At 53.2% G+C, this 21,299-nt stretch carries 21 protein-coding genes; 10 read left to right on the top strand and 11 right to left on the bottom strand.

Going from position 1 to position 21,299, the window contains the following annotated elements; genetic code table 11:
• Positions 1-58 precede the first annotated feature (58 nt).
• From FCL42_RS09980 to FCL42_RS09970, 3 genes are read left to right on the top strand one after another with little or no spacing between them, the layout of a single operon-like run.
• Positions 59-475, top strand: a complete 417-nt coding sequence (locus FCL42_RS09980; protein ID WP_136863260.1) for an MAPEG family protein — start codon at positions 59-61, stop codon at positions 473-475.
• A 28-nt stretch (positions 476-503) separates the two neighbouring features.
• On the top strand, positions 504-872 hold the full coding sequence (locus tag FCL42_RS09975; protein WP_136863259.1) for a LysR substrate-binding domain-containing protein: 369 nt from the start codon (positions 504-506) through the stop codon (positions 870-872).
• 29 nt (positions 873-901) lie between these two features.
• Entirely contained in the window at positions 902-1,123 is a 222-nt protein-coding gene (locus FCL42_RS09970) for a type 2 periplasmic-binding domain-containing protein (RefSeq protein WP_136863258.1), read from the top strand.
• Between the two features lie 7 nt (positions 1,124-1,130).
• Here the strand turns inward: FCL42_RS09970 and FCL42_RS09965 are convergent, their stop codons facing one another.
• The 9 genes from FCL42_RS09965 to FCL42_RS09925 all read right to left on the bottom strand — a co-directional run bounded on the left by FCL42_RS09965 (position 1,131) and on the right by FCL42_RS09925 (position 9,858).
• Positions 1,131-1,427 carry a hypothetical protein gene (locus FCL42_RS09965; protein WP_136863257.1) on the bottom strand — a complete coding sequence of 99 codons (297 nt, stop codon included), beginning with the start codon at positions 1,425-1,427 and terminating at the stop codon, positions 1,131-1,133.
• A gap of 24 nt (positions 1,428-1,451) precedes the next feature.
• On the bottom strand, positions 1,452-1,964 hold the full coding sequence (locus FCL42_RS09960) for an EndoU domain-containing protein (RefSeq protein ID WP_136863256.1): 513 nt from the start codon (positions 1,962-1,964) through the stop codon (positions 1,452-1,454).
• Positions 1,965-2,129: 165 nt separating this feature from the next.
• Entirely contained in the window at positions 2,130-2,891 is a 762-nt protein-coding gene (locus tag FCL42_RS09955) for an SDR family oxidoreductase (RefSeq protein WP_136863255.1), read from the bottom strand.
• Between the two features lie 25 nt (positions 2,892-2,916).
• Complete coding sequence (mmsB, locus tag FCL42_RS09950; RefSeq protein WP_136863254.1) at positions 2,917-3,804, bottom strand: 3-hydroxyisobutyrate dehydrogenase; 888 nt, start codon at positions 3,802-3,804, stop codon at positions 2,917-2,919.
• On the bottom strand, positions 3,805-4,923 hold the full coding sequence (locus FCL42_RS09945; RefSeq protein ID WP_136863253.1) for an enoyl-CoA hydratase/isomerase family protein: 1,119 nt from the start codon (positions 4,921-4,923) through the stop codon (positions 3,805-3,807).
• A 14-nt stretch (positions 4,924-4,937) separates the two neighbouring features.
• On the bottom strand, positions 4,938-5,711 hold the full coding sequence (locus FCL42_RS09940; RefSeq protein ID WP_136863252.1) for an enoyl-CoA hydratase: 774 nt from the start codon (positions 5,709-5,711) through the stop codon (positions 4,938-4,940).
• Between the two features lie 94 nt (positions 5,712-5,805).
• Entirely contained in the window at positions 5,806-6,963 is a 1,158-nt protein-coding gene (locus tag FCL42_RS09935; RefSeq protein ID WP_136863251.1) for an acyl-CoA dehydrogenase family protein, read from the bottom strand.
• An 11-nt stretch (positions 6,964-6,974) separates the two neighbouring features.
• Positions 6,975-8,468 carry a CoA-acylating methylmalonate-semialdehyde dehydrogenase gene (locus FCL42_RS09930; protein ID WP_136863250.1) on the bottom strand — a complete coding sequence of 498 codons (1,494 nt, stop codon included), beginning with the start codon at positions 8,466-8,468 and terminating at the stop codon, positions 6,975-6,977.
• Positions 8,469-8,673: 205 nt separating this feature from the next.
• Positions 8,674-9,858: a thiolase family protein gene (locus FCL42_RS09925; protein WP_136863249.1), complete on the bottom strand. Its 1,185-nt coding sequence runs from the start codon at positions 9,856-9,858 to the stop codon at positions 8,674-8,676.
• A 187-nt stretch (positions 9,859-10,045) separates the two neighbouring features.
• Here FCL42_RS09925 and FCL42_RS09920 point away from each other — a divergent pair, with 187 nt between their 5' ends.
• The 7 genes from FCL42_RS09920 (at position 10,046) to FCL42_RS09890 (ending at position 18,471) form a co-directional block, all read left to right on the top strand.
• Positions 10,046-11,509, top strand: coding sequence for an FMN-binding glutamate synthase family protein (locus FCL42_RS09920; protein ID WP_407644371.1), 1,464 nt, complete (start codon positions 10,046-10,048; stop codon positions 11,507-11,509).
• A 311-nt stretch (positions 11,510-11,820) separates the two neighbouring features.
• Positions 11,821-12,744, top strand: coding sequence for an alpha/beta hydrolase (locus FCL42_RS09915; protein ID WP_136863247.1), 924 nt, complete (start codon positions 11,821-11,823; stop codon positions 12,742-12,744).
• A 97-nt stretch (positions 12,745-12,841) separates the two neighbouring features.
• Complete coding sequence (locus tag FCL42_RS09910; RefSeq protein WP_205729253.1) at positions 12,842-13,759, top strand: helix-turn-helix domain-containing protein; 918 nt, start codon at positions 12,842-12,844, stop codon at positions 13,757-13,759.
• A 314-nt stretch (positions 13,760-14,073) separates the two neighbouring features.
• Positions 14,074-14,826: an META domain-containing protein gene (locus tag FCL42_RS09905; RefSeq protein ID WP_136863246.1), complete on the top strand. Its 753-nt coding sequence runs from the start codon at positions 14,074-14,076 to the stop codon at positions 14,824-14,826.
• A 276-nt stretch (positions 14,827-15,102) separates the two neighbouring features.
• Positions 15,103-15,423, top strand: coding sequence for a c-type cytochrome (locus FCL42_RS09900; protein WP_136863245.1), 321 nt, complete (start codon positions 15,103-15,105; stop codon positions 15,421-15,423).
• Between the two features lie 32 nt (positions 15,424-15,455).
• Positions 15,456-17,042, top strand: a complete 1,587-nt coding sequence (locus FCL42_RS09895) for a DUF3373 domain-containing protein (protein WP_407644370.1) — start codon at positions 15,456-15,458, stop codon at positions 17,040-17,042.
• A gap of 52 nt (positions 17,043-17,094) precedes the next feature.
• Positions 17,095-18,471 carry a tetrathionate reductase family octaheme c-type cytochrome gene (locus tag FCL42_RS09890; RefSeq protein ID WP_136863243.1) on the top strand — a complete coding sequence of 459 codons (1,377 nt, stop codon included), beginning with the start codon at positions 17,095-17,097 and terminating at the stop codon, positions 18,469-18,471.
• Positions 18,472-18,534: 63 nt separating this feature from the next.
• On the opposite strand, the gene FCL42_RS09885 is transcribed toward FCL42_RS09890, so the two are convergent.
• Positions 18,535-19,434, bottom strand: a complete 900-nt coding sequence (locus FCL42_RS09885; protein WP_169308354.1) for a LysR family transcriptional regulator — start codon at positions 19,432-19,434, stop codon at positions 18,535-18,537.
• A 299-nt stretch (positions 19,435-19,733) separates the two neighbouring features.
• Positions 19,734-21,278 (bottom strand): methyl-accepting chemotaxis protein, encoded by a 1,545-nt coding sequence (locus FCL42_RS09880; RefSeq protein ID WP_136863241.1) that lies wholly within the window; start codon positions 21,276-21,278, stop codon positions 19,734-19,736.
• Between the last annotated feature and the right edge of the window lie 21 nt (positions 21,279-21,299).

Genomic DNA, 21,299 nt, shown 5'->3' with positions numbered 1-21,299 from the left:
CAATTTAAATTGTGCACAATTCAAATCATTCATCTCATCGACCTATAAGGGAACCACCATGTTTGAACAGTACAGTCTGACCCTAATTGCTCTCGCCCTCATGCTGTTTACCATGTTTATGCAAAGCACCATCGCCATGGTGGCCCACCGTAAGCAGAGCCATTATGTACCAGGAGTGGTGGATGAAAACCTAGGTCACGATTCCTTCGTGTTTCGCAGTCACCGCACCTTTCTAAATTCACTGGAAAACGTACCACTGATGGCGCTCACCATTCTAACCTCCATGTTTGTGGGCATGACCCCAACTTCGCTGGCGGCATTCACATGGGTGTTTGTGATCGCTCGCTTGCTTCACATGGTGCTGTATTACGCCATCGCCACCGAGAAAAACCCAAGCCCGCGAAGCTACTTCTTTGCCATTGGCTTCTTCGCTAACTTTGGTTTGCTGATTAACCTTGGGCTGACACTTATCTAAATCGACAAAGAGCCAACCCCAGATTTTAATGCCCACGCGAACGGGCATTAATTTGCTCGGTGGCTGGCTCATCGACTTTAGTGCCGATCACCCAGAGCTGCAGCTGGATATCGAGCTGTCCAACGTGAACCAGCACTTGGTTCAAGATGAAATTGATCTGGCCTTTCGGGTTGGACCACTGGTGGACTCCTCCGCCATTGCGGTTCATTTATGGGATATTCCCTACGGACTGTATGCTCATAAAGACTTAGTTCAAGCACTTACACTGAATCCCAATGCCATCTCGGTCGAGCAGCTGAAAACCCTGCCCGGCACCATCACTCTACCCGCCAAGCAGTGGGCATTTATGGACAGCAGTCGACAGGCGGAGCTGCTATCACCGAATGCTGAACTCTGAACTCTGAACTCTGCGTAGATGATCTCGGTTTGTCCTATCACAGCCTACTAAAGAACGCTCATCTGGCGATGCTGCCGAAAATGATGGTTGATAGTGACAATTTGGTCGAACTGACTATGGAAGGACTGACTCCAAAAACCCGAAAGATGTACGCCTATTATCTCGGCCGGCGTCACGCCAATAGCCAGATTCGGCACATCATCGACTACGTAAAAAACCGCTATCAGCAGCGGTTTTCTCTCGATATCTGAGACTGTTTTAACCAGAGCATTGGATAAACTTCTGCCACTTTTGAAGGCTTAACAGCACCTGTTCAACTGGGTATTGAGCGGCCTCTTCAGTGAACAGGTTCTCTAAGTTCACTTGTCCCTCGGATAATTCAAAACTGAAGGCGTTGCCAGTCAGCTCCCCTTGCCCCTTTAGACAAAGGGAGATAACGTGGGCGACCATTACCGTATCCCCTTGAATATCCGAAGCAAGAAACTCAGCCAGCAGCACCTGCGGTGAATCAGCCTCTGCTCTAGCAACGCCATCTTGATCTCGATACAGCTTCATCTCGCCCCTTTTTGAACCCTATGGTTATAGAAACAGTGGGTAGGCAGTATTAATATTACCCTTAGGACAATTTGCCTGACCTTCATTGCACATATAGCCTTCGATAGTAATGCCATCCACCTTACCACTAAATTTGCCAGTCTTTGGACTTCCCGCTGCCGCATGGGCTTCGATTATCTTTTGCACTACCTGATCTTGGGTCCAGCTGTCTGGAAAGAAAGAGCTAAAACCGTTCTTCGCTGTCCAACCAGCACCATTGCACAGCGTCACTTGTCCAGTATAGATCCCTTTGGCATTAGGGCCTTTTAGCACCTTTATCATGTTTGCGCCCGCTGGATCATGGCCACCACTTCGACTGTGAAAGCCCACCGCTTTGCCATTCTTGTTGATCTCACCAGTGATCACATGGCCGACATTCACCGCTGGCTTGGTGTTGCTCCAAGCGGTGTGATTTTGATGGCAGGTTTTGGCCTGAGTTACGGAGCTCCAAATCAAAGTTGAAACGATCAGGCTGAAAAACAAATTGGTCATTCGCATGGTACTTTCCCAGTGTTGATTGAATTACCCAAAGTTCTAGTTCAGCTTAAAACTCTCAGCCAGTCCTCCTAACTCAAGTCTGTGTAGGCCAGTCTCCATCAAGGTCGTAGTCCATAACCAAAAAAGAGAGCGCAAGGCTCTCTCTATTCAGCTTTTAGTAAAAGGTTACAGACGAATGCCGCCATCCACCTCGATGCAGCGACCAGAGAAATAATCATTCTGAATGATAAACTCCACCGCTTGGGCGACCTCATCAGGCTGACCTAAACGGCCTACTGGCACCGCCCCTTCTAGTCGAGCCAGCGCCTCTGGCTTCATGGCGTCGGTCATCTCAGTTTTAATCACTCCAGGCGCAACCACACCGGTACGAATGCCATAACGCGCTAACTCTCTGGCCCAGCCAACCGCCATGGTGGCCACCGCCGCTTTGGAAGCGGAGTAGTTGGTTTGACCGATATTGCCTGCCTTTGCCAGCGACGAGATATTCACGATCACCCCTTTGCTGCCCGTTTCCACCATCACCGCTGCCGCTTCACGGCCGCACAGGAAGGTTCCGATCAGGTTAACATCAAGCACCTGGGAGAACTGCGCCAACGACATCTTGGCAGTAACTTCCCCCTCTTTGGCTTTGATCAACATGCCATCTTTCAAGATGCCAGCGTTGTTAACCAGTACATCCAAACGGCCAAATTTGGCTTTGATGTTGGCAAAAGTGGCTTCTACTTGGGGTTCTTCGGTGATGTCCACGGTAAATCCGGTGGCTCGAATGCCCTGATTCGACAGCTGCTGACAGGCGCTTTCTAGCACCTCAGACTGAATGTCTAACAGCACCAAGTTGGCACCCTGCTTGCCCAAACGCTGAGCCATTGCTAGGCCCAATCCTCGGCCACCGCCGGTGATCACCACCAGCTTGTCTCGTAATTCCATGTGTACCTTCTCGTCTTTAATCTGGTTATTTTTTGGTGAACTGCTCAAACAAGCTGGAGAAATCTCGGCTGCCATTACCCTGCCCTTGGTGCAGGCGATACAAGCTCGTGGCCAGCGCCCCCATCGGCGTAGAAGAGGCGCTCTGGGTCGCCGTTTCCATAGCAAGGCCTAGATCTTTGCACATCAGATCCACCATAAAGCCCCCTTGATAGCCATTACTCGCTGGCACGGTCTCCATCACTCCTGGGCAGGGGTTGTACTTATCCAGTGTCCAGTTGCCCCCAGAGCTTACCTTCATGATCTCCGATAGCACTTTGGGGTCCAGACCGTTATCCATTCCCAACTGCAGCGCTTCACACGTCCCTGCCATCAATACCGACAGCAGCATGTTGTTGCAGATCTTGGCCACCTGACCGGCACCGGCTTCACCAGCGTGAAAGATGTTGGCGCCCATGGCATCGAGAATCGGCTTGGCACGCTCAAAGGCAGTGTCACTGCCGCCGCAGATGAAGGTCAAGGTGCCCGCCTGAGCTCCCGCGGTACCACCTGAGACCGGCGCATCCACAAAATCTAAACCCTTGGCTTTCGCCGCACTCGCCACCTCACGGGCACTGCCCGCATCGATGGTGGAGCTGTCGATAATTAAGGTATCGCTGGCCACCGTCTCCAGTAAGCCGTCCTCTCCTAGAAGCAAGCCCTTCACATGTTTGCCCGCAGGCAACATGGTGATCACCACTTCGCTGCCGGCGGCCGCTCCGCAGGCTGATGGGCAAGGGATAGCACCCTGCTCCGCCACGGCGTGCATCGCATCCTGGCTCAGGTCGAACACCTTCACGGTGTGACCGGCTTTCACTAGGTTCAGGGCCATCGGGCCGCCCATGTTACCCAGACCAATAAAAGCTACCGTTGCCATTTAGGCCTCCTTGCTTAACTGTTGTAGTGGGTGGCTGCTCCAGGGTGGAGTCACCATGGCATCGATGTGCGCCGCGGGTACCGATTGAGCATTGGCAAAACGCCAGTTGGGGCTGCGATCTTTATCAATAAGTAGGGCACGAACTCCCTCGATAAAATCGCCCATTTCGGCGCAGCGAACGGCTAACGTCAGCTCATACTGGAACACCTGCTCCAGATTCAACGTACTCTGCTTAAGCTGATCCCACACCAGATGCCAAGTGATCGGGCTGCCAGCAAGCATGGTGGCCAGCGCTCGTGACAGCCACTTATCGTCGCTGGTTGTTTGGGCAACTCGCTCAACCAAGGCGTCTAAGCTGTCGCCGCCAAATATCCCATCGATGCGCGCCTGCTCAGCGCCCAGTACCGTATCGGGCAACTTGCCACTATCCAGATCCTGATAGCCCTTAAGCAGTTGGCTCACCAGCAGTTGACTGCTCTGTTCACTCTGCCAATTAAGCCCTTTCAGGTCGTCCAATAGCTGGGTTCGGCGATCGCTGCCAAAGGCAAAATCCGCCAGACCCACATAACAGGCATCTTTAGCGTTCATCTGATAGCCGGTCATGCCAAGGAAACGGCCACACTGACCGGGCATACGGTTGAGAAAATAGGTGCCGCCCACATCAGGGAACAGGCCGATACTCACCTCTGGCATCGCCATACGGGTAGTTTCGGTGACCACTCGGTGAGAGGCGCCCGCCATTAGGCCAACACCGCCGCCCATCACGATGCCACTGCCCCACAGCACGATCGGCTTTTGATAGACGTGAATGAGATGGTCGAGGCGATACTCCTTGGTGAAGAACTCCTCCACCTCGGCCACGCGCTGGCCTGGCTTCTCCACACAGGCATCGTACATGGCTCGAATGTCGCCACCGGCACAAAAGGCCTTATCGCCAGCGCCATCGAGTAGCACACATTGGATACGCTCATCCTGCTGCCATGCGGTGAGTTGGCTAAATAGGGCATCCACCATCGCCAGCGATAGCGCATTGAGCGAGCGCTCACTATTGAGGGTAAGGTGGCCAATCAGCGAGCCATCGGCCGCTTCATGGGTTTGAACCAATACTAAATCTGTCATTGGCATCGCTTCCCTCAGCAGTTTTTCCATTGTGGTGCACGCTTCTCAAGGAAGGCATTGACTCCCTCGGTCTGATCTTCACTGTCGAACAGATCCAAAAACAGTTCACGCTCTACCACCAGAGCCTGATTGCGCGGCATATTACGACCCGCCTGCACCAACTGCTTACAAGAGGCCACGGCCACTGGGCTCTGCTTGGCGACCTTCTCAGCCAGTGCCAATGCGTTTTCAAGGGCGGTGCCGGTTTCCACCACCTGCTCCACGAGACCGATGCGCTCAGCCTGCTCCGCTTTGATGCGCTCACCGCAAAGAATCATGCGCTTGGCCCAACCTTCACCAACCAAGGCGGTCAGGTTCTGGGTTCCGCCAGCACAAGGCAGCAATCCAACGGTCGCTTCTGGCAACGCCATCTGCGCCTGAGCTTCAGCGATGCGAATGTCGCAGGCCAGAGCCACTTCCAATCCCCCACCCATGGCATAACCGTTGATGGCCGCGATGGATACGCAGCGAAAGCCCGACAGCGCCTCAAACGCTCGGCCAAAAGCGCGGGCCATGTCGGCGGCAACGCCTTTATCGCCACTGGCAAACAGTTTCAGATCCGCACCGGCGGAGAAGAACTTCTCCCCTTCGCCGGTCAATACCAGCGCATAAACATCACGATCGTTGTTGAGCTCGCTAACCAAGGTTTCCAGCTCGCCCAAACTTTGCTGGGTCCAAGTGTTGGCCGGCGGGTTATTGATGGTCACCAGCGCCGTATTGCCACGGCGCTCGAGTTTCAAAAAATCCATTTCTCTCTCCTTATTGATAAGGGAATCCTAACTGGCGCAGCGGCTGAGTTGTCGTTGAGAACTGGGACTCAGCAGCTGCACCATTTATCGCGAATTACAGGATGGCGCTGGCATTCTCGTCCAGCAGACGGCGGGCAATAATCAGGCGCATGATCTCATTAGTGCCTTCCAGGATTTGATGCACTCGAACGTCACGAACGTGGCGCTCCAGCGGGTATTCCTGAATGTAGCCGTAGCCGCCGTGGATCTGCAGAGCTTCGTTACACACGGTGAAGCCAATGTCTGTGGCAAAACGTTTGGCCATGGCACAGTACGCAGTGGCTTCCGGGTCGTTATTGTCTAGCTTAAAAGCGGCCAAACGCACCATCTGGCGGGCAGCAACCAGCTCAGTCGCCATGTCAGCCAGCTTAAACTGCAGCCCCTGGAACGCCGCCAGCGGTTTACCAAACTGCTTACGCTCGGTCATATACTGCTGGGCACGCTCCAGTGCCGCTTGTGCCGTCCCCAATGAGCAGGCAGCGATGTTGATGCGGCCGCCATCAAGCCCCTTCATGGCGAAGGTAAAGCCTTGGCCTTCATCACCAAGCAGGTTGGCGGCAGGAACCCGCACATTATCTAAAGTCACCAGACGAGTCGGCTGAGCATTCCAGCCCATCTTCTCTTCTGCTTTGCCATAGATGATGCCCTCGGCATCGGCGGGTACGGCAATGGCACTGATCCCTTTCGGGCCTTCACCGCCAGTACGACACATCACCACCAGTAGTTCGGTGCTACCCGCGCCAGAGATGAACATCTTAGCGCCATTAAGAACGTAGTCGTCACCATCACGAACGGCGGTGGTGCGCAGGCTGGCGGCGTCGGAACCCGCACCGGGCTCAGTCAGGCAGTAGGAGGCCAGCTTGTTGCCGGTAGTTAGCGATTCGCACCACTGCTGCTTTAAGGTGTCGGAGCCCCAAGAGGCCACCATCCAGGTGGCCATGTTATGGATGGTGATCATCGCGGTAGTAGCAGTACAGCCTTTAGAGAGCGCCTCAAAAATCAGTGCGCTGTCCAAACGAGACAATCCCATGCCACCGGCCTCTTCTGGGGTGTAAAGGCTACAGAAACCCAGTTCGCCAGCTTTGTGAATCACCTCCTTGGGGAAGTAATGCTCCTTGTCCCACTGAGCCGCATTGGGCGCCAGTTCGGCTTCGGCAAACTGCTGCGCCACGTCAACAAAAGCTTGCTGGTCTTCGGTTAGGTTAAAGTTCATCGGTGCCTCCACTACTTCAATGCGATGGTCAGGTTCTGGCCTTCAACGATGCCAGACTCAGGCCAGCGAGCGGTGATGGTCTTGGTTTCGGTATAGAAACGGATCGCCTGTTTACCGTAGGCGTGCAGGTCGCCATAGAAGCTGTTTTTCCAACCGGTAAAGGAGAAGAACGGCAGTGGCACCGGAATTGGCACATTGATGCCAACCTGTCCCACTTCAATCTCATGTTGGTATTTGCGAGCAGCCGCACCGGAGTTGGTGAAGATGGAGGTACCGTTACCAAATGGGCTGGCGTTCACCAGTTCAATGGCTTCAGACAACGTATCCACTTCCATGGTGCACAGCACAGGACCGAAGATCTCCTCTTTATAGAGGCGCATCTCTTTAGTCACGCCACTAAATAGCGTTGGGCCAACCCAGTTACCAGACTCATAGCCTTGTACGGTAAAGTCGGAGCCATCCAGCAAGCAGTTGGCGCCCTCCTCTTTACCGGAGGCGATGATGTCCAGAACTCGAGCCTTAGACTGAGGGTTAATCAGTGGGCCATAGCCGGCCTCTTCGTCATCCCACAGGCCGGGGCGAACCTTAGCCATCGCCTGTTTCAGCTCTGGGATCCACTCTTTGGTATTACCAACGAATACCGCCACAGAGATCGCCATGCAGCGCTGACCCGCAGCGCCCACAGAGGAGCCAACCAGTTGGTTAATCACGGTGGCTTTGTCGGCATCCGGCATGATAACCATGTGGTTTTTGGCACCGGCAAAGGCTTGAACCCGCTTGAGGTTCTCGGTGCCGGTCTTGTAGATGTATTGACCCACAGGCACGGAGCCGACGAAGGAGATCGCTTTGATCTCTGGGTGATGCAGAATCTGGTCAACGGCCTCTTTGGTGCCATGAACCACGTTAAGCAGGCCCTTAGGAGCGCCCGCTTCCTCGAATAGCTCAGCCAAGCGCATCGGCGTCATCGGGTCTTGCTCAGAGGGCTTAAGCACGAAGCCATTACCACAGGCGCAGGCCAGCGGGAACATCCACAGGGGAATCATCGCCGGGAAGTTAAATGGGGTAATGCCGGCGCACACGCCCAAAGGCTGGGTGTAGCTGTAGGTGTCGATACCACGAGCCACGTTTTCCACGGTTTCGCCCATCATCATTGAGCCGATGTTGGCCGCTTGCTCCGCCACTTCGATGCCGCGCCATACGTCGCCCTTGGCATCGGCAAAGGTTTTACCGGTCTCTTTGGCCAAAATGGTGGCCAGCTCATCGTGATGATCTTTAAGCAGCTGCTGATAACGCAGCATCACTCGAGCACGCTCAGACACCGGCACTTCACGCCAAGCTTTCTGAGCTTCCACGGCAGAGGCTACCGCTTGGTTGACCTCCGCTTCAGTGGCGCAGTTGAGGGTGGCAATTGGTTGGTTGTTGGCAGGGTTGGTCACCGCAATCTGCTGGTCACCACTGCCTTGGCAATACTCGCCACCGATAAGGTGGTTCACTTGTTGTGTCATGTTGCTTCTCCCATTCATGAAAGCCGCCCCTCCTGCCTTTTCGGCTTATATTTGATGCTGTGGAGGTTCTGGGCAGCCGGTCCTTTTTTAACAATGATGCTTATCGATTGATTGTCCTGTTGTTCAACTTGAGTGCAATCGGGTTTGCTCTTGGTTTGCGTCATTGCGATGCAAGGCCACGCCTTGCATCGCAATCAGCAGGCAGTTACACCAGTTCAACCGCCATGGCGGTGGCTTCCCCGCCACCGATGCACAATGACGCTACGCCCTTTCTTAAGCCTTTGGCTTTCAGAGCATGAATCAGTGTTACCAGCAAGCGGGTACCAGAGCAGCCAATGGGGTGGCCGAGGGCGCAAGCGCCGCCATTAACGTTGACCTTAGTCGCATCCAGTCCCAATTCATTGATGGCCAGCATGGTCACCATGGCAAAGGCTTCGTTGATCTCATACAGGTCTACCTCATCCTTACTCCAACCCAGCTTATCCAGCAGGCCTGTCATGGCACCGATGGGCGCAATGGTAAACTCTTCGGGGGCTTGAGAGTGGGTGTGGTGGCCACTGATTTTGGCCAGTACCGGCAAACCATTGGCCTCAGCGTACTCTTGAGTGGTCACAATAACGGCCGCGGCACCATCAGAGATGGAGCTGGCATTGGCGGCGGTGATGGTGCCCTCTTTGGCAAAAGCTGGGCGCAGGGCTGGAATCTTATCGGGGCGGGCATTACCTGGCTGCTCATCAGTGTCTACCACTACCTCGCCCTTGCGAGTCTTGATGGTTACCGGAGCAATCTCGTCGTCAAACGCCTTCGCTTCGATGGCGGCGTTGGCGCGGCGCAGGCTCTCTAGTGCGTACTCATCCATCTGCTGACGAGTGAGGCCGTACTCATCGGCCGTACCCTGAGCAAATACGCCCATGGCTTTGCCGGTATAGGCGTCTTCTAGGCCATCTAGAAACATGTGATCCAATACTTGGCCATGGCCCATGCGCATGCCACCTCGGGCCTTATCTAACAGGTAAGGTGCCTGACTCATGCTCTCCATGCCGCCAGCAATGACGACCTTAGCGCTCTCAGCTTTGATCAGATCGTGAGCCAACATTACGGTTTTCATGCCGGAGCCGCACACCTTATTCACAGTGGTGGCGCCTACGGACTGGGGCAATCCCGCCTTTAAGGTGGCTTGACGTGCTGGCGCTTGGCCTTGGCCTGCAGGCAACACGCACCCCATGAACACTTCATCCACTTGCTCCGGGGCAATTCCCGCCTGTTTCAATGCCGCTTCAATGGCTACGGCGCCGAGCTCAGTTGCAGCGACGCCGCTCAATGCCCCTTGAAAACCACCCATGGCGGTGCGGCTGGCGGCAGCGATGACAACCTGCTGTTGCTTAGACATGACAAACTCCTTGTAATCAGGTTAAAGACAGGTTACTTGAAATGTGACGTTTACGGCAACGTAAACTTTGGTTTAATTGTCTATTGTTCACCCACGGGTTAACAAGCCCGACCACAGGGTTGTCCACTATCCTTAGGGAATCTGATTACAAACTGATGGCAACTCAATGGATAACAATGGTCAAATGATGGTGAGCTGGTTAACTCGGCTACTGGAACTCAGCGCGGCCCTACTTATTTTTGTTTTGGGTTTGGCCGTGCTAGTGGTCATCTACCTCTACATTCGAGACGTCACCCAAACCAAACAAGCAATTCGCCGAAACTACCCAGTCGTGGGGCGATTTCGCTATTGGTTTGAGCACATGGGGGAGTTTTTCCGCCAGTACTTTTTTGCCCAAGATCGGGAAGAGATGCCCTTTAACCGCGCCCAGCGCAGTTGGGTGTATCGCGCCTCCAAGAACGTCGACAGTACCATTGCATTTGGGTCAACCAGACCACTGAACCAGCCGGGGGATATCATCTTCCTAAACTGCTTGTTCCCCACCCTCAAAGAGGATGCGGTGCCAGCATCGCCTCTCACCATAGGAGAAGGCATTGTTCCCCAGCCCTACACCACCGACAGCTTCTTTAATATTTCCGGCATGAGCTTTGGGGCGCTATCGGTGCCTGCGGTTCGGGCGCTGTCCATTGGCGCAAAGCAAGCGGGATGCTGGATGAATACCGGTGAAGGCGGCCTGTCGCCCTACCATCTAGAAGGAGGCTGCGACATCGTGTTTCAAATCGGCACCGCCAAATACGGAGTGCGCAATGATGACGGTAGCCTCAACGACGATAAGCTGGCTGAAGTGGCCCGTCACGCTCAAGTGAAGATGTTTGAAATTAAGATGAGCCAAGGGGCTAAGCCCGGCAAAGGCGGCATCTTGCCCGGCGGTAAGGTCACGGCGGAGATCGCCAAGATTCGCGGCATTCCTGAAGGGCAAGACTCCATCAGTCCCAACGGCCACCCGGAGATAAAAAACGTGGATGATCTGCTCGACATGGTAGCCCATGTTCGCAAGGTGACCGGCAAGCCCTGTGGCTTTAAAGCGGTACTCGGCCACACCGGCTGGCTGCAAGATTTGATGGCTGCCATCAAAGCCCGAGGCGAGGCCTGCGCACCGGATTTCATCACTCTCGATTCTGCCGATGGCGGTACCGGCGCAGCGCCCCAGTCACTGATGGACTTTATGGGGCTACCTCTAAAGCGCAGCCTACCGCTACTGATAGACACCTTAGAGCAGCATCAGCTTAAGCAGCGAATTAAAGTGTTTGCATCTGGCAAGCTGGTGAACCCCTCCGATGTGGCTTGGGCGCTGTGTGTCGGCGCCGATGCGGTGGTGTCTGCTCGAGGGTTTATGTTCTCCCTTGGCTGCATTCAAGCGCTGCAGTGCAATAAAAACAGTTGCCCCACCGGCATCACTACCCATGATCCCAAGCTGCAGAAAGGGTTAGAGGTAAACGACAAATCACAGCGAGTGGCCCACTACGCCTTGAACCTCAAACATGAAGTTGGCGTGATTGCGCACTCCTGTGGCGTCAAGGAACCTCGCCTACTGCGCCGAGACCACGCTCAGGTGATCAACGATCACGGCTTGCCGGAAGCGATTCGCTGACCGCTTAAAAGGGCCTTTAAACTTGCTGAGCTTCTGGAGTAATAGACATCTTCGTAACCTCAAACCTTGTTTAACGGAACAGGGTTACTTTAACGCCGACCTCACCCGTCATCACTAGCACAACATGCCAACTACACTGCAGAAGGCGCCAAGCGTCAACCATCATCAACTACTGCCTCCCCTTTAACTCAAAATGCCATCAATGACCCCAGTCCGTCATTGCGTATACAGATTCGACACTTTTGTGCACTGACCTATTTACGCCACTGAGTAACATGGTGGCATCAGTTAATGACGACGCGGAGTCTGTTATGAAGGTACAAAAAGTTGAATTCAAGAGTGTTGGTTTAAATCTGGTCGGTAATCTGTACCTTCCTGAAGGCTATGATGAGAGCCGCCAGTACCCAACCATCGTTGTCACTCCCCCAGCTCATCAAATCAAGGAGCAAACGCCTGCTGTTTATGGCCCGCAGTTTGCCAAGCTGGGCTATCTGTTCTTCGCCTTTGATTACAACTCCAAAGGCGAATCTCAAAGCTACGCTCAAGGGGTAAGTAATGATGAGCACGCCTTTAGAAAGCAGGAAGATCTGCGCAGCGCCATCTCTTATCTGTGTGCCTTGCCTCAAGTAGACAACCAGCGCCTTTACGGCCTTGGCATCTGCGGTGGCGGCACCATCATGAGCGGTGTATTAATCACAGATCTGCGAATTAAGGCTTTTGCCTCCATCAGCGCCATGCTGGCCACAGACAGTCTGTTCTTTGCAGACCCACAAGCATTCAGAGCAATGATCACCACTGCCAACGACGCTCGCCAGCGCATGTATGAATCAGGGGAAGCCGAGGTATTCGACCTATTCGGTTATGACGACCCTAACTATATCGATAACCATCCAGAGGCATCACCGGCGGCTCTAGAAGGCTATGATTTTTATGGTACAGAGCGTGCGGGCAGCATCACTTACCCACGGTTCTCCAACCAAGTTCTAAGCAATATCTATGAGACGGTGGTATATAACATCGGCGAACGTTATGCCGATAAGATGCTTCAACCCTATATTGGCATTGTTGGTGGCAACGCCGATACCGCCCCTTTCACCGAGCTGTTTTACGACAAGGTCGCTTCTCACAAGCAGCTGCATCGAGTTGCTGGCGCCTCTCATGTAGACTTGTATGATGTTGAGCCATACGTCACCGAAGCTGTAGAGCAAATTGATCAGTTCTTTAAAGCGCTTTAAGGAACCCAAGACTAGCAATGCTCACACAGGCTCAGGTGCATAGTGGCACCTGAGCTTTGCTTTAAAAGGTTAACACCGTGAAAGGTAGGGTAGTGTCGTGAAAAAGTACCACTTCAAATCCATTACCGAACAGAACCAGGCTTTTGGAATTCGGCCACCGGAGCATCCCCTAATTGACGTGATGAAATTCAACTCCGATGAGCGTCAATCAGAGTTTGCTTGTACTGAGAACCTGTCTCTTCAAGCCAGTTTCTACTCTATCTCCTTGAAGCACATTACCGAAGGCGAAATCCATTACGGCCGCACCAAATACGATTGCTCCAACGGCACTATGATCTTCATGGCACCAGAACAAGAGATCGCCAGTCGAGGGGTAAAAGTAAGCTCGGTGGCTCGCACCATTTGCTTCCATGAAGACTACATTCGTGGCCATGAAATTCAGCAGCAGCTCAAGCAATATCACTTCTTCAACTATTCGGTTAACGAGGCGCTGCACCTGTCTCCTAAAGAGGAGAAGCAGATGGCCGCCATCTTCGATGCCATCGAAGCGGAATACCACAATAATCAAGATGCGTTCACCAAAGAGCTAATCCTATCCCAGTTATCCACCCTGCTTCGCTATGCCAATCGCTACTACCATCGCCAGTTCCTGATGCGTAAAGAGTCCAGCTCATCGGTGTATGAACGCTTTGCCCAGATACTGGACCAGCGTATGCAGCAACTGGAGGCGGAATCGATGAACCTGCCTGAAGTGGAAGAGCTGGCGCAAAAGATGAACATGACCAGCCGTTACCTCAGCGACGCTTTGAAAGCGGAAACCGGAAAAACTACCAAAGATTGGATCCATCGAGCTCTGATAGAACGCTCTAAAGATCTGCTGCTGTCGACATCGGATTCTGTGGCAACCATCGCCTACGGACTGGGTTTTGATTATCCGCAGTATTTTTCACGGCTCTTCAAGAACAAGGTCGGATTGACTCCCTCTGAATATCGAGCTGAGAATCGGGCGCATTAGCAGGGCAATATAGGGAGTATTGACCTTTCATGCTCGTTTTTACACCAGTCATTGATTTTCGAGTTCAGAATCAATATCGAGCCACTATGCGTTTGCGCGTTTGCCTTAATCAAAAAGATATGCAGCCCTAGCAAAGCCTCAAATAACAAAGTCATAGCATTGTAAGTTTCAGTTACCGGCTGACACAAATATCGCTTATTGAAACCCACTGTCCGGCTCTATAATGAAACCTCTTCTGTATGGTGCCCGCACTCTAAAGTTGCAGTCACTAACTACACTATTAGTTTTTCCATTTACCGATATCGAGAGTCATTATGAAATCCACTGCTGTAATGGCAGCGATGCTGCTAGCTGGTTGCTCCTCCATGACTTCTGAGCCTGTTCAAGTTGACGGCCAGTGGACAATTGGCCGACTACAAGGTGAAGCGGTTCGCTTAGGCTCCGGGGACAACCAAGCGGAACTCACCATCGCACAAGGCAAAATGCAGGCCTATTTTGGTTGTAACCGCATTAACGGTCAGTGGCCTGAAGCGGGACAGAGCTTTGGTCCTCAGATGAGCACCAGAATGGGATGCCAGCAACCGGTTGCGGGTTATGAACAGCGCTACAATCAAGCGATGGCTAAAGCCACCGGTTACCAAGTGCAACATGGCCGCCTGCAGATTCTCAACAACGACCAAGTCATTTTGGAAGCCTACAAACCCACAAGCCTAGACAGTTTCCGTCAGGCAAATGGCAACTGGACCCTAGTATCACTTCAGGGGATGGCGGACATCGTCAGCATGAATGACGAGAAAGCGCCGGAGCTGTCCATTGATATTACCGAGGGTAAAGCCGGTGGCGACAGTGGCTGCAATCGATTCTTCGGCAAACTGACCGCCGCCGGGGACGCCCTGTGGCTGGATTCAGCAGGCATGACCATGATGGCCTGCCCAGAACCGATGTCAAAGCAAGAGCAGCTGCTGATGAGCGCCTTTAGCCAAGCTGACCACACCACAGTCGACGACGATAAACTGCAGTGGTGGCAAGGAGACTCTTTGTTGGTGGAGTATCAAAAACAGCAATAAGTCCATGATATTTTGCCCTTAATAGAAGGCCATCCAAAGGTGGCCTTTTCCATTCCAAACCACAGTTATTGTTCACAGTTTTAACCAAAATTTAGCACCTAATTTTACGCCATTAAGATCCCCATTCCCCCTAAAGTGATAATCGGATCACAGCTCCTCCCCGCCTCCTCGCTCCGCCGTCAGATTCGCTAACGTCACCGTTAGAATTGTCCACGGAAAACATTAGACAGATCTAATAAAGTATTTCCTGAATCAAATGAAAATGGAAATACCACCATGAAAACACACACTCTGATCGTCTCCTCTCTGGCACTTGCCATTAGCTGCAGCGCCATTGCCGTCGAAGGCGGCAATCCGAAGAAGGGCAAACACCTGTACAAAAAGCACTGCAAAGCCTGCCACAGCCAGAGTGCACAAGGGGGTGAGCTCACCCCGATGTCCAAAACCATGGCTCAGTGGGATCGCTTCTTCCAACGCAACAAGCACAAAGCCAAACCAGAGGTGTTTCAAGGGCTTGCCGACAAAGCTCTGCTTGATATTCAGCAGTTTCTCTACAACCACGCCGCAGACTCCGACCAGCCTGCAACCTGTGGCTAAACCATAACAACAGATATAGGGAGATAATGATGATGAAACCCACCGCCCTCGCACTGATAATTAGCCAAGTTTTAATCTGGCCCCAAGCCATGGCCCAAGACACTTCCAGTGATGTTGACACCTTAAAGCGTCAGTTAGCTGAGCTGATGGAAGAAGTGGAGTACCTGTCAGAACGAGTCGATAGACCGGAAACCCACGCCGCCACGGATCGCGTTGCCATCACCGGCGACTTTCGAACTAAAGTTCACTCACTGCACTATCAAGACGTTAGCTGGGGCCCCGGCATGACAGTGCAAACGCCTGACGGTCAGCGAATGGCGATGTCGATGTTTGGCCCTGGGGTAAAACCGATGCCCAAGGACATTGATAACGATCTGTTCTACACCACCAGATTGCGCCTCAATATCAAAGCCAAGGTCTGGGACAACGTCAATTTCACCGGACGCCTCACCATGTTTAAAAACTGGGGCGATTCCACCGAAGTCAATGTGTTCGATTCCTGGAACTCCTTCACCCAAGATGGCACCAGCAGTGGTCACCCCAATGGTGACACTTTACGCGTGGAGCGGGCCTATTTCGATTGGAAAAACATTGGCGGCAGCCATGCCTACCTATCCATCGGTCGCCGTCCCTCGAGTTACGGGTATCCGACCAACCTAAGGGAAAACGAACTGCGTGGCGGCACACCATCGGGCCACCTAGTGAATTTCAATTTTGATGGCGTCACCCTTGGCTACAAACTGGGAGAGATCACCGGCATCGACGGCCAAGTGCTGCGCTTTTGCTATGGCCAAGGTTATGAGTCCGAATGGGGCAATGGAGAGATGTTTGGCAACATCGAAACCGACGACACCCACCTTGGCGGCTTTAATATCGATCTACTTGATGATGGCAGTAATGTGCTGCAGATGACGTTATTCGCAGCCATGGACGTCGCCGACGGCTTTAAAGGCACCATGGCGATGCCCCAAGAGCTCATCGACATCATGATGCCCGGCATGCAAGTTCCCTCCAACGTGAATTTTGTGACCCGCTATCAGCCAAGCACCAACATTGGCGACATCTACCTAGGCGGCTTGACCTTTGTGCGTGAGGAGGACAACGGCCTCAAATGGTTTACCTCTTTGGGTTGGACCCGAACCGATCCCAATGGCAACGTTGGCATGTTCGGCGGCATGAACTCCGATCCCCTGTATGCCATGAACCCAGATGGCACTGTCGACATGAGCCCCATCGGCAGCACCGATAATGAAGCCCACGACGCTTGGTCCATCTACACCGGCATCCAGTTACCCATCGCCGACAACCAAAAGCTGGGACTGGAATACAACTACGGCTCCAAGTATTGGACCCCCTTTACCCAAGCCCAAGACGACCCCATCGGCTCCAAGCTGGCCACCCGAGGCCACGCGTTCGAGGCCTACTACATCTATGAGGTCAACCCGCGGATGTTCATAAAGGTCGCTGGCCTCTATTACGACTTTGATTATTCAGGCTCCGGCTCCCCTGTAGGCGCTCCTCAAAACATCGATGAGGTCATCGACGGTCAAGCGTTCTCCATGATGCCTGTTGTCGATACGGCGTGGGACGCCAACGCCTCCATCACCCTGAAATTCTAACTTGTCTCGGCATCCATCATGGGGGCCGATTTCAAGCGTTAAGGAAATACACATGAAACCCAATATGCTCGCCTCAATGCTGGCTCTGGTGCCTCTGGCTCTGCTAGCAAACCCTCACCAAGAGTTTATTGAAGGGCCGATCCAAACTGGGCCACAAGCCACCGAACAGTGCATCCAGTGTCATGAACAGCACACCGAGTCCTTCATGCAGACCAGCCACTGGACCTGGGACAAAACTCAAAACATCGATGGCAACAAGGTCAAACTAGGCAAGAAGAACGCCATCAACAACTACTGCGTCTCCGTAGTCAGCAACGAAGCTCGCTGCACTCAATGTCATGCAGGTTATGGCTGGGAAGACCAATCATTCGATTTCACCGATGCCACTAAGGTGGACTGCCTAGTGTGTCACGACACCACCGGCACCTATCAAAAAGACAACAGCGGCTTGCCCTTTAAAAGCGTCAACCTAGTCAATGTGGCGCAAAATGTAGGTCAACCAGTACGAGACAACTGCGGTAGCTGCCACTTCTATGGCGGCGGTGGCGATGGCGTTAAACACGGCGATCTGGACTCCAGCATGGCGTACCCAGATCGCAGCACCGATGTGCATATGGATGCCGATGGCATGGATTTTCAGTGCCAGGATTGCCATCAAGAGGAGTCACATCAGCTTCTTGGGCAAGCGACCAGCGTCTCTCCAGGCATGCGTACCAGTGCTCGCCTCGAGTGCAGTCATTGCCACGAAGGTGACGTTCACGACAACGCCAAACTGAATCGCCACACCGAAAAGGTGGCCTGCCAAACCTGCCACATTCCCGAGTTTGCCAAAGTCGAGCCCACCAAGTTGTGGTGGGACTGGTCCAAGGCGGGTGAAGACCGAGAGGAGTTCAAAGACCAGTTTGGCAAAAAAGGCTACATGAAGAAGAAAGGGGAATTTACCTGGGGCAAAAACGTTACCCCAGAATACGCCTGGTACAACGGCAGCTCAGAAGCCTACCTGTTCGGGGACAAGATGGATCCCGCTCAAGTCACGCCCCTGCGCCGACCTAAAGGGCAAGTGGATGACGGAGTCTCGAAAATCTACCCCTTTAAGGTGCATCGAGGAAAGCAGCTGTTTGATGTGAAGCACCAGGTATTTATCCCTACCAAGGTGTTTGGCAAACAGGGCTATTGGAAGAGTTTCGACTGGGATCAAGCCGCGCGACTGGGCATGAACGATCACCCTGACATGAAAGCCAAAGGCCTGAGCTATAGCGGCGACTATGGCTTTGCCGAGACCGAGATGTGGTGGAAGCTCAACCACATGGTGTCCCCAAAGGAGCAAGCGCTTAACTGCATGGACTGTCATAGCAAAAAGGGGCGCTTAGATTGGAGTGCGCTTGGCTATGAGGGAGACCCCATGAGGAAAAAACGCACGGCTCAGTAGTAATCGGGCGCAACTCCCTGCTGCGCCCTTAACGCAAACGCCCGCTCAACGGAACGGGCGTTCTTATATTTGATTCGCTGAAGTATAGAAAGCCGACTCAATGCTTTTCACCATGGCGGCAAACCAGGGCTGCTCAACCGCACTGACGCTGGCCACCATGCTTCGGTAACAGCGATGGGTGAATTCCGGCAACTCCAGTGCATCTAATCGACCGGCCTTCAGGTGGGATTTCACCAACGCAGTGGACACAAAGCCGATTCCGGCACCGTCCAGCAGAGCTCGCTCCATAAAATGCAGATCGCCACAAGAGGTGAGCGCCTGAAAGTGGTCTAAATTCAGCCCCAGAGTGGCCAGATTTTTACACAACAGATCCCGAGAGCAGCAGCCGGGCTTCGCCACAAACAGAGGCTGAGATGACAAGCTGCTGATGTCTCCATCTTGCAAGCGTGCCAGGCGCTCTGGACAGCCCACGAACGCCACTTGATCCGGCGGCAATGGCTGAGCCCAATCGGTTTCGGCCAACGGCTCTAAATGCTCCACAATGGCGATGTCGTAAAGCCCTTGATGTAAGCCCTTTAGAATGGACTCACCAGATTGATAATCAAAAGCCACCGAGTGACTGCAACATTGGGAAAATTCGGACAAGGCCGCACTCAGAAAGCAGGCTCCAAAAGCGGGTGTGCAGCTCAGCCTTAGTGGCCGCTGACGTTTGTGTCTAAGGTCGGTCAGCAGTTCCAGCTCTAAGTGAAGCACCTCCCGCGCATGTTTAATCACCCGTTCGCCGGCTTCCGTGGGCTGCACCGGCGTCACCTGACGATTGAGCAAAGGCGTCGATAGCTGTAACTCGAGCTGTTTTAATCGTTGCGAGACCGCAGAGTGAGTCAGGTTAAGGCGCTGTGCAGCACCGGTGACGCTGCCCTGTTCGACAACCGCCACCAGGGTACTCAGATCTTGAGTTTTCATCATTCGATCCCTTTAAATTAGAAAATTCTAATTTAGATTACATCAAAGAGAATCGATTGAGTAATGGCAGCGTACACAATGTGATCCCACTCACCTGCCAAGGTTATTCCAAGATGACCAGTGGTACACTGCCGTTACTCAGCGCCCTTTCGTAAAACTGGACGTTTGTCTTTTGGTTTGGAGACTGATTAGGAGAAGCACGAGCAAACCCATCTTGCACCTGCATCACATCGTTCTAAACCTTGATGCTGCCTGAACCCATTTGGCACAAAAAAGGCGCCTGTGGGCGCCCTTTGAATTTACTGATTAAAGCTCAGATGCAGGGAGCCTATCACCCCAACCTGTTTCTGTATCTCTTGGCTGCTGCCATCAACATCCGCCGTCAGTTCTAAGTTGGCGTGGGTTAGATCCTGCATGTCTGTCAGGCTTTGTGCAATCTCCTGAACCGCAGCGCGCTGCTGGCTGGCCGCGGCAGCATTTTGACTAGCCAACTGGGTAGCCTGCTCCATCTGATTATTGATCTGTTCAATGTCATCAGAGCTGGCTTGAGCCGCCTCAGAGCAGGCATCCGCCAGTTTATGGTTGTGATTCATCTTCTGCACCCAAGACGACAGCGTCTGATGCATGCCTTCGATGTTTTTCTGAATCTCTGTGGTGGCTTGTTGAGTGCGAGTCGATAGCGCCCGAACTTCATCGGCCACCACCGCAAAGCCTCGGCCCTGCTCTCCAGCACGGGCCGCCTCAATGGCGGCGTTCAGTGCCAACAGGTTGGTTTGCTCGGCAATGCCGTCAATCTCTTTCATGGCGTGAGCCACTTTCTCAGCCTCAGCGTGCAGCCCCTCGGCGTGTTTGGCCGCCTGATCCACCTCTTTGGCAAGTTCAATAATTTTATCGCGACTGCCCATCACCCCTTGCTGGGCCTGGCCACAAAACTGCTTCGATTGTTCGGTGCTGCCCGCGGCACTGGTGGCGATGTTGGCGATCTCAGATACCGACGCACTGAGCTCCTCAACCGCCGCCGCAATCTGACCAATGCGCTGATTTTCCTGCTGTACTCCTTGGCGAGCCTGTTCACTTAAGCCCACCAAGTTATCTGACAGTTGCCCTAGTTGCAGAGAGGCATCATGGGTTCGACCCAGCACCCCGGTCATTCTCGCCTGAGCAAATTGCATCTGGAAATCCAGCACGCTACTGCTGCCATGGCCGGAGAATACGTAGCGACTGACGCTGTCGTACTCTTCCTGCATCTTCTCCAGCAAGTTCGGCACTCGGAACGCTTCGTCATAGAACAGCCCCAACATGGCAATCACCATCAAGGCACCACAGGCGATCACCCAAGGTTCAAACAACCAAGCCACGCCAATGAAGCCTGCGATAAGAATCACATAGCTGATCATGCGTTTCTGCTGAAGGGTCAGTGAACGTGAGATGGATTTGCCGTTGTTAAGACGCTCATAAAGGCTTAATGCGCGCTGTTTCAATTGAGGAGTGGTCGCTCGACGAACCGACTGATAACCCACGACCTGACCATGTTCAAAAATCGGGGTAACGAAGGCATCGACCCAATAGTAACGACCATCTTTGGTGCGATTCTTCACCACACCTCGCCATGGCTGGCCTTTTTTCAGCTTCTCCCACAGCTCCTTAAAAGCGGCCGCAGGCATATCTGGATGACGAACAAGATTATGATTGTGGCCAATCAACTCCTCTTCACTAAAACCACTGACCTCAATAAAGGCGGCATTGGCATAAGTGATAACGCCCCGAAGATCCGTAGTCGATACCAACTCACGGCCCTGAGGCACAGGCACCTCTTGATCGACGATAGTGCGATTGCGCTTCATCCTGACTAAATCCTTTAATCT

Source organism: Ferrimonas aestuarii, from assembly GCF_005116665.1.
Classification (GTDB): Bacteria; Pseudomonadota; Gammaproteobacteria; order Enterobacterales; family Shewanellaceae; genus Ferrimonas; species Ferrimonas aestuarii.
Note: the sequence above shows the minus strand (reverse complement) of the source record. Positions and strands in the feature narration are given on the sequence as shown.

Coding starts and splice junctions, on each gene's coding strand:
- FCL42_RS09980 (WP_136863260.1), top strand. CDS start 59: ATGTTTGAACAGTACAGTCTGACCCTAATTGCTCTCGCCCTCATGCTG.
- FCL42_RS09975 (WP_136863259.1), top strand. CDS start 504: ATGCCCACGCGAACGGGCATTAATTTGCTCGGTGGCTGGCTCATCGAC.
- FCL42_RS09965 (WP_136863257.1), bottom strand. CDS start 1,427: ATGAAGCTGTATCGAGATCAAGATGGCGTTGCTAGAGCAGAGGCTGAT.
- FCL42_RS09960 (WP_136863256.1), bottom strand. CDS start 1,964: ATGCGAATGACCAATTTGTTTTTCAGCCTGATCGTTTCAACTTTGATT.
- FCL42_RS09955 (WP_136863255.1), bottom strand. CDS start 2,891: ATGGAATTACGAGACAAGCTGGTGGTGATCACCGGCGGTGGCCGAGGA.
- mmsB (WP_136863254.1), bottom strand. CDS start 3,804: ATGGCAACGGTAGCTTTTATTGGTCTGGGTAACATGGGCGGCCCGATG.
- FCL42_RS09945 (WP_136863253.1), bottom strand. CDS start 4,923: ATGACAGATTTAGTATTGGTTCAAACCCATGAAGCGGCCGATGGCTCG.
- FCL42_RS09940 (WP_136863252.1), bottom strand. CDS start 5,711: ATGGATTTTTTGAAACTCGAGCGCCGTGGCAATACGGCGCTGGTGACC.
- FCL42_RS09935 (WP_136863251.1), bottom strand. CDS start 6,963: ATGAACTTTAACCTAACCGAAGACCAGCAAGCTTTTGTTGACGTGGCG.
- FCL42_RS09930 (WP_136863250.1), bottom strand. CDS start 8,468: ATGACACAACAAGTGAACCACCTTATCGGTGGCGAGTATTGCCAAGGC.
- FCL42_RS09925 (WP_136863249.1), bottom strand. CDS start 9,858: ATGTCTAAGCAACAGCAGGTTGTCATCGCTGCCGCCAGCCGCACCGCC.
- FCL42_RS09920 (WP_407644371.1), top strand. CDS start 10,046: ATGGTGAGCTGGTTAACTCGGCTACTGGAACTCAGCGCGGCCCTACTT.
- FCL42_RS09915 (WP_136863247.1), top strand. CDS start 11,821: ATGAAGGTACAAAAAGTTGAATTCAAGAGTGTTGGTTTAAATCTGGTC.
- FCL42_RS09905 (WP_136863246.1), top strand. CDS start 14,074: ATGAAATCCACTGCTGTAATGGCAGCGATGCTGCTAGCTGGTTGCTCC.
- FCL42_RS09900 (WP_136863245.1), top strand. CDS start 15,103: ATGAAAACACACACTCTGATCGTCTCCTCTCTGGCACTTGCCATTAGC.
- FCL42_RS09895 (WP_407644370.1), top strand. CDS start 15,456: ATGAAACCCACCGCCCTCGCACTGATAATTAGCCAAGTTTTAATCTGG.
- FCL42_RS09890 (WP_136863243.1), top strand. CDS start 17,095: ATGAAACCCAATATGCTCGCCTCAATGCTGGCTCTGGTGCCTCTGGCT.
- FCL42_RS09885 (WP_169308354.1), bottom strand. CDS start 19,434: ATGAAAACTCAAGATCTGAGTACCCTGGTGGCGGTTGTCGAACAGGGC.
- FCL42_RS09880 (WP_136863241.1), bottom strand. CDS start 21,278: ATGAAGCGCAATCGCACTATCGTCGATCAAGAGGTGCCTGTGCCTCAG.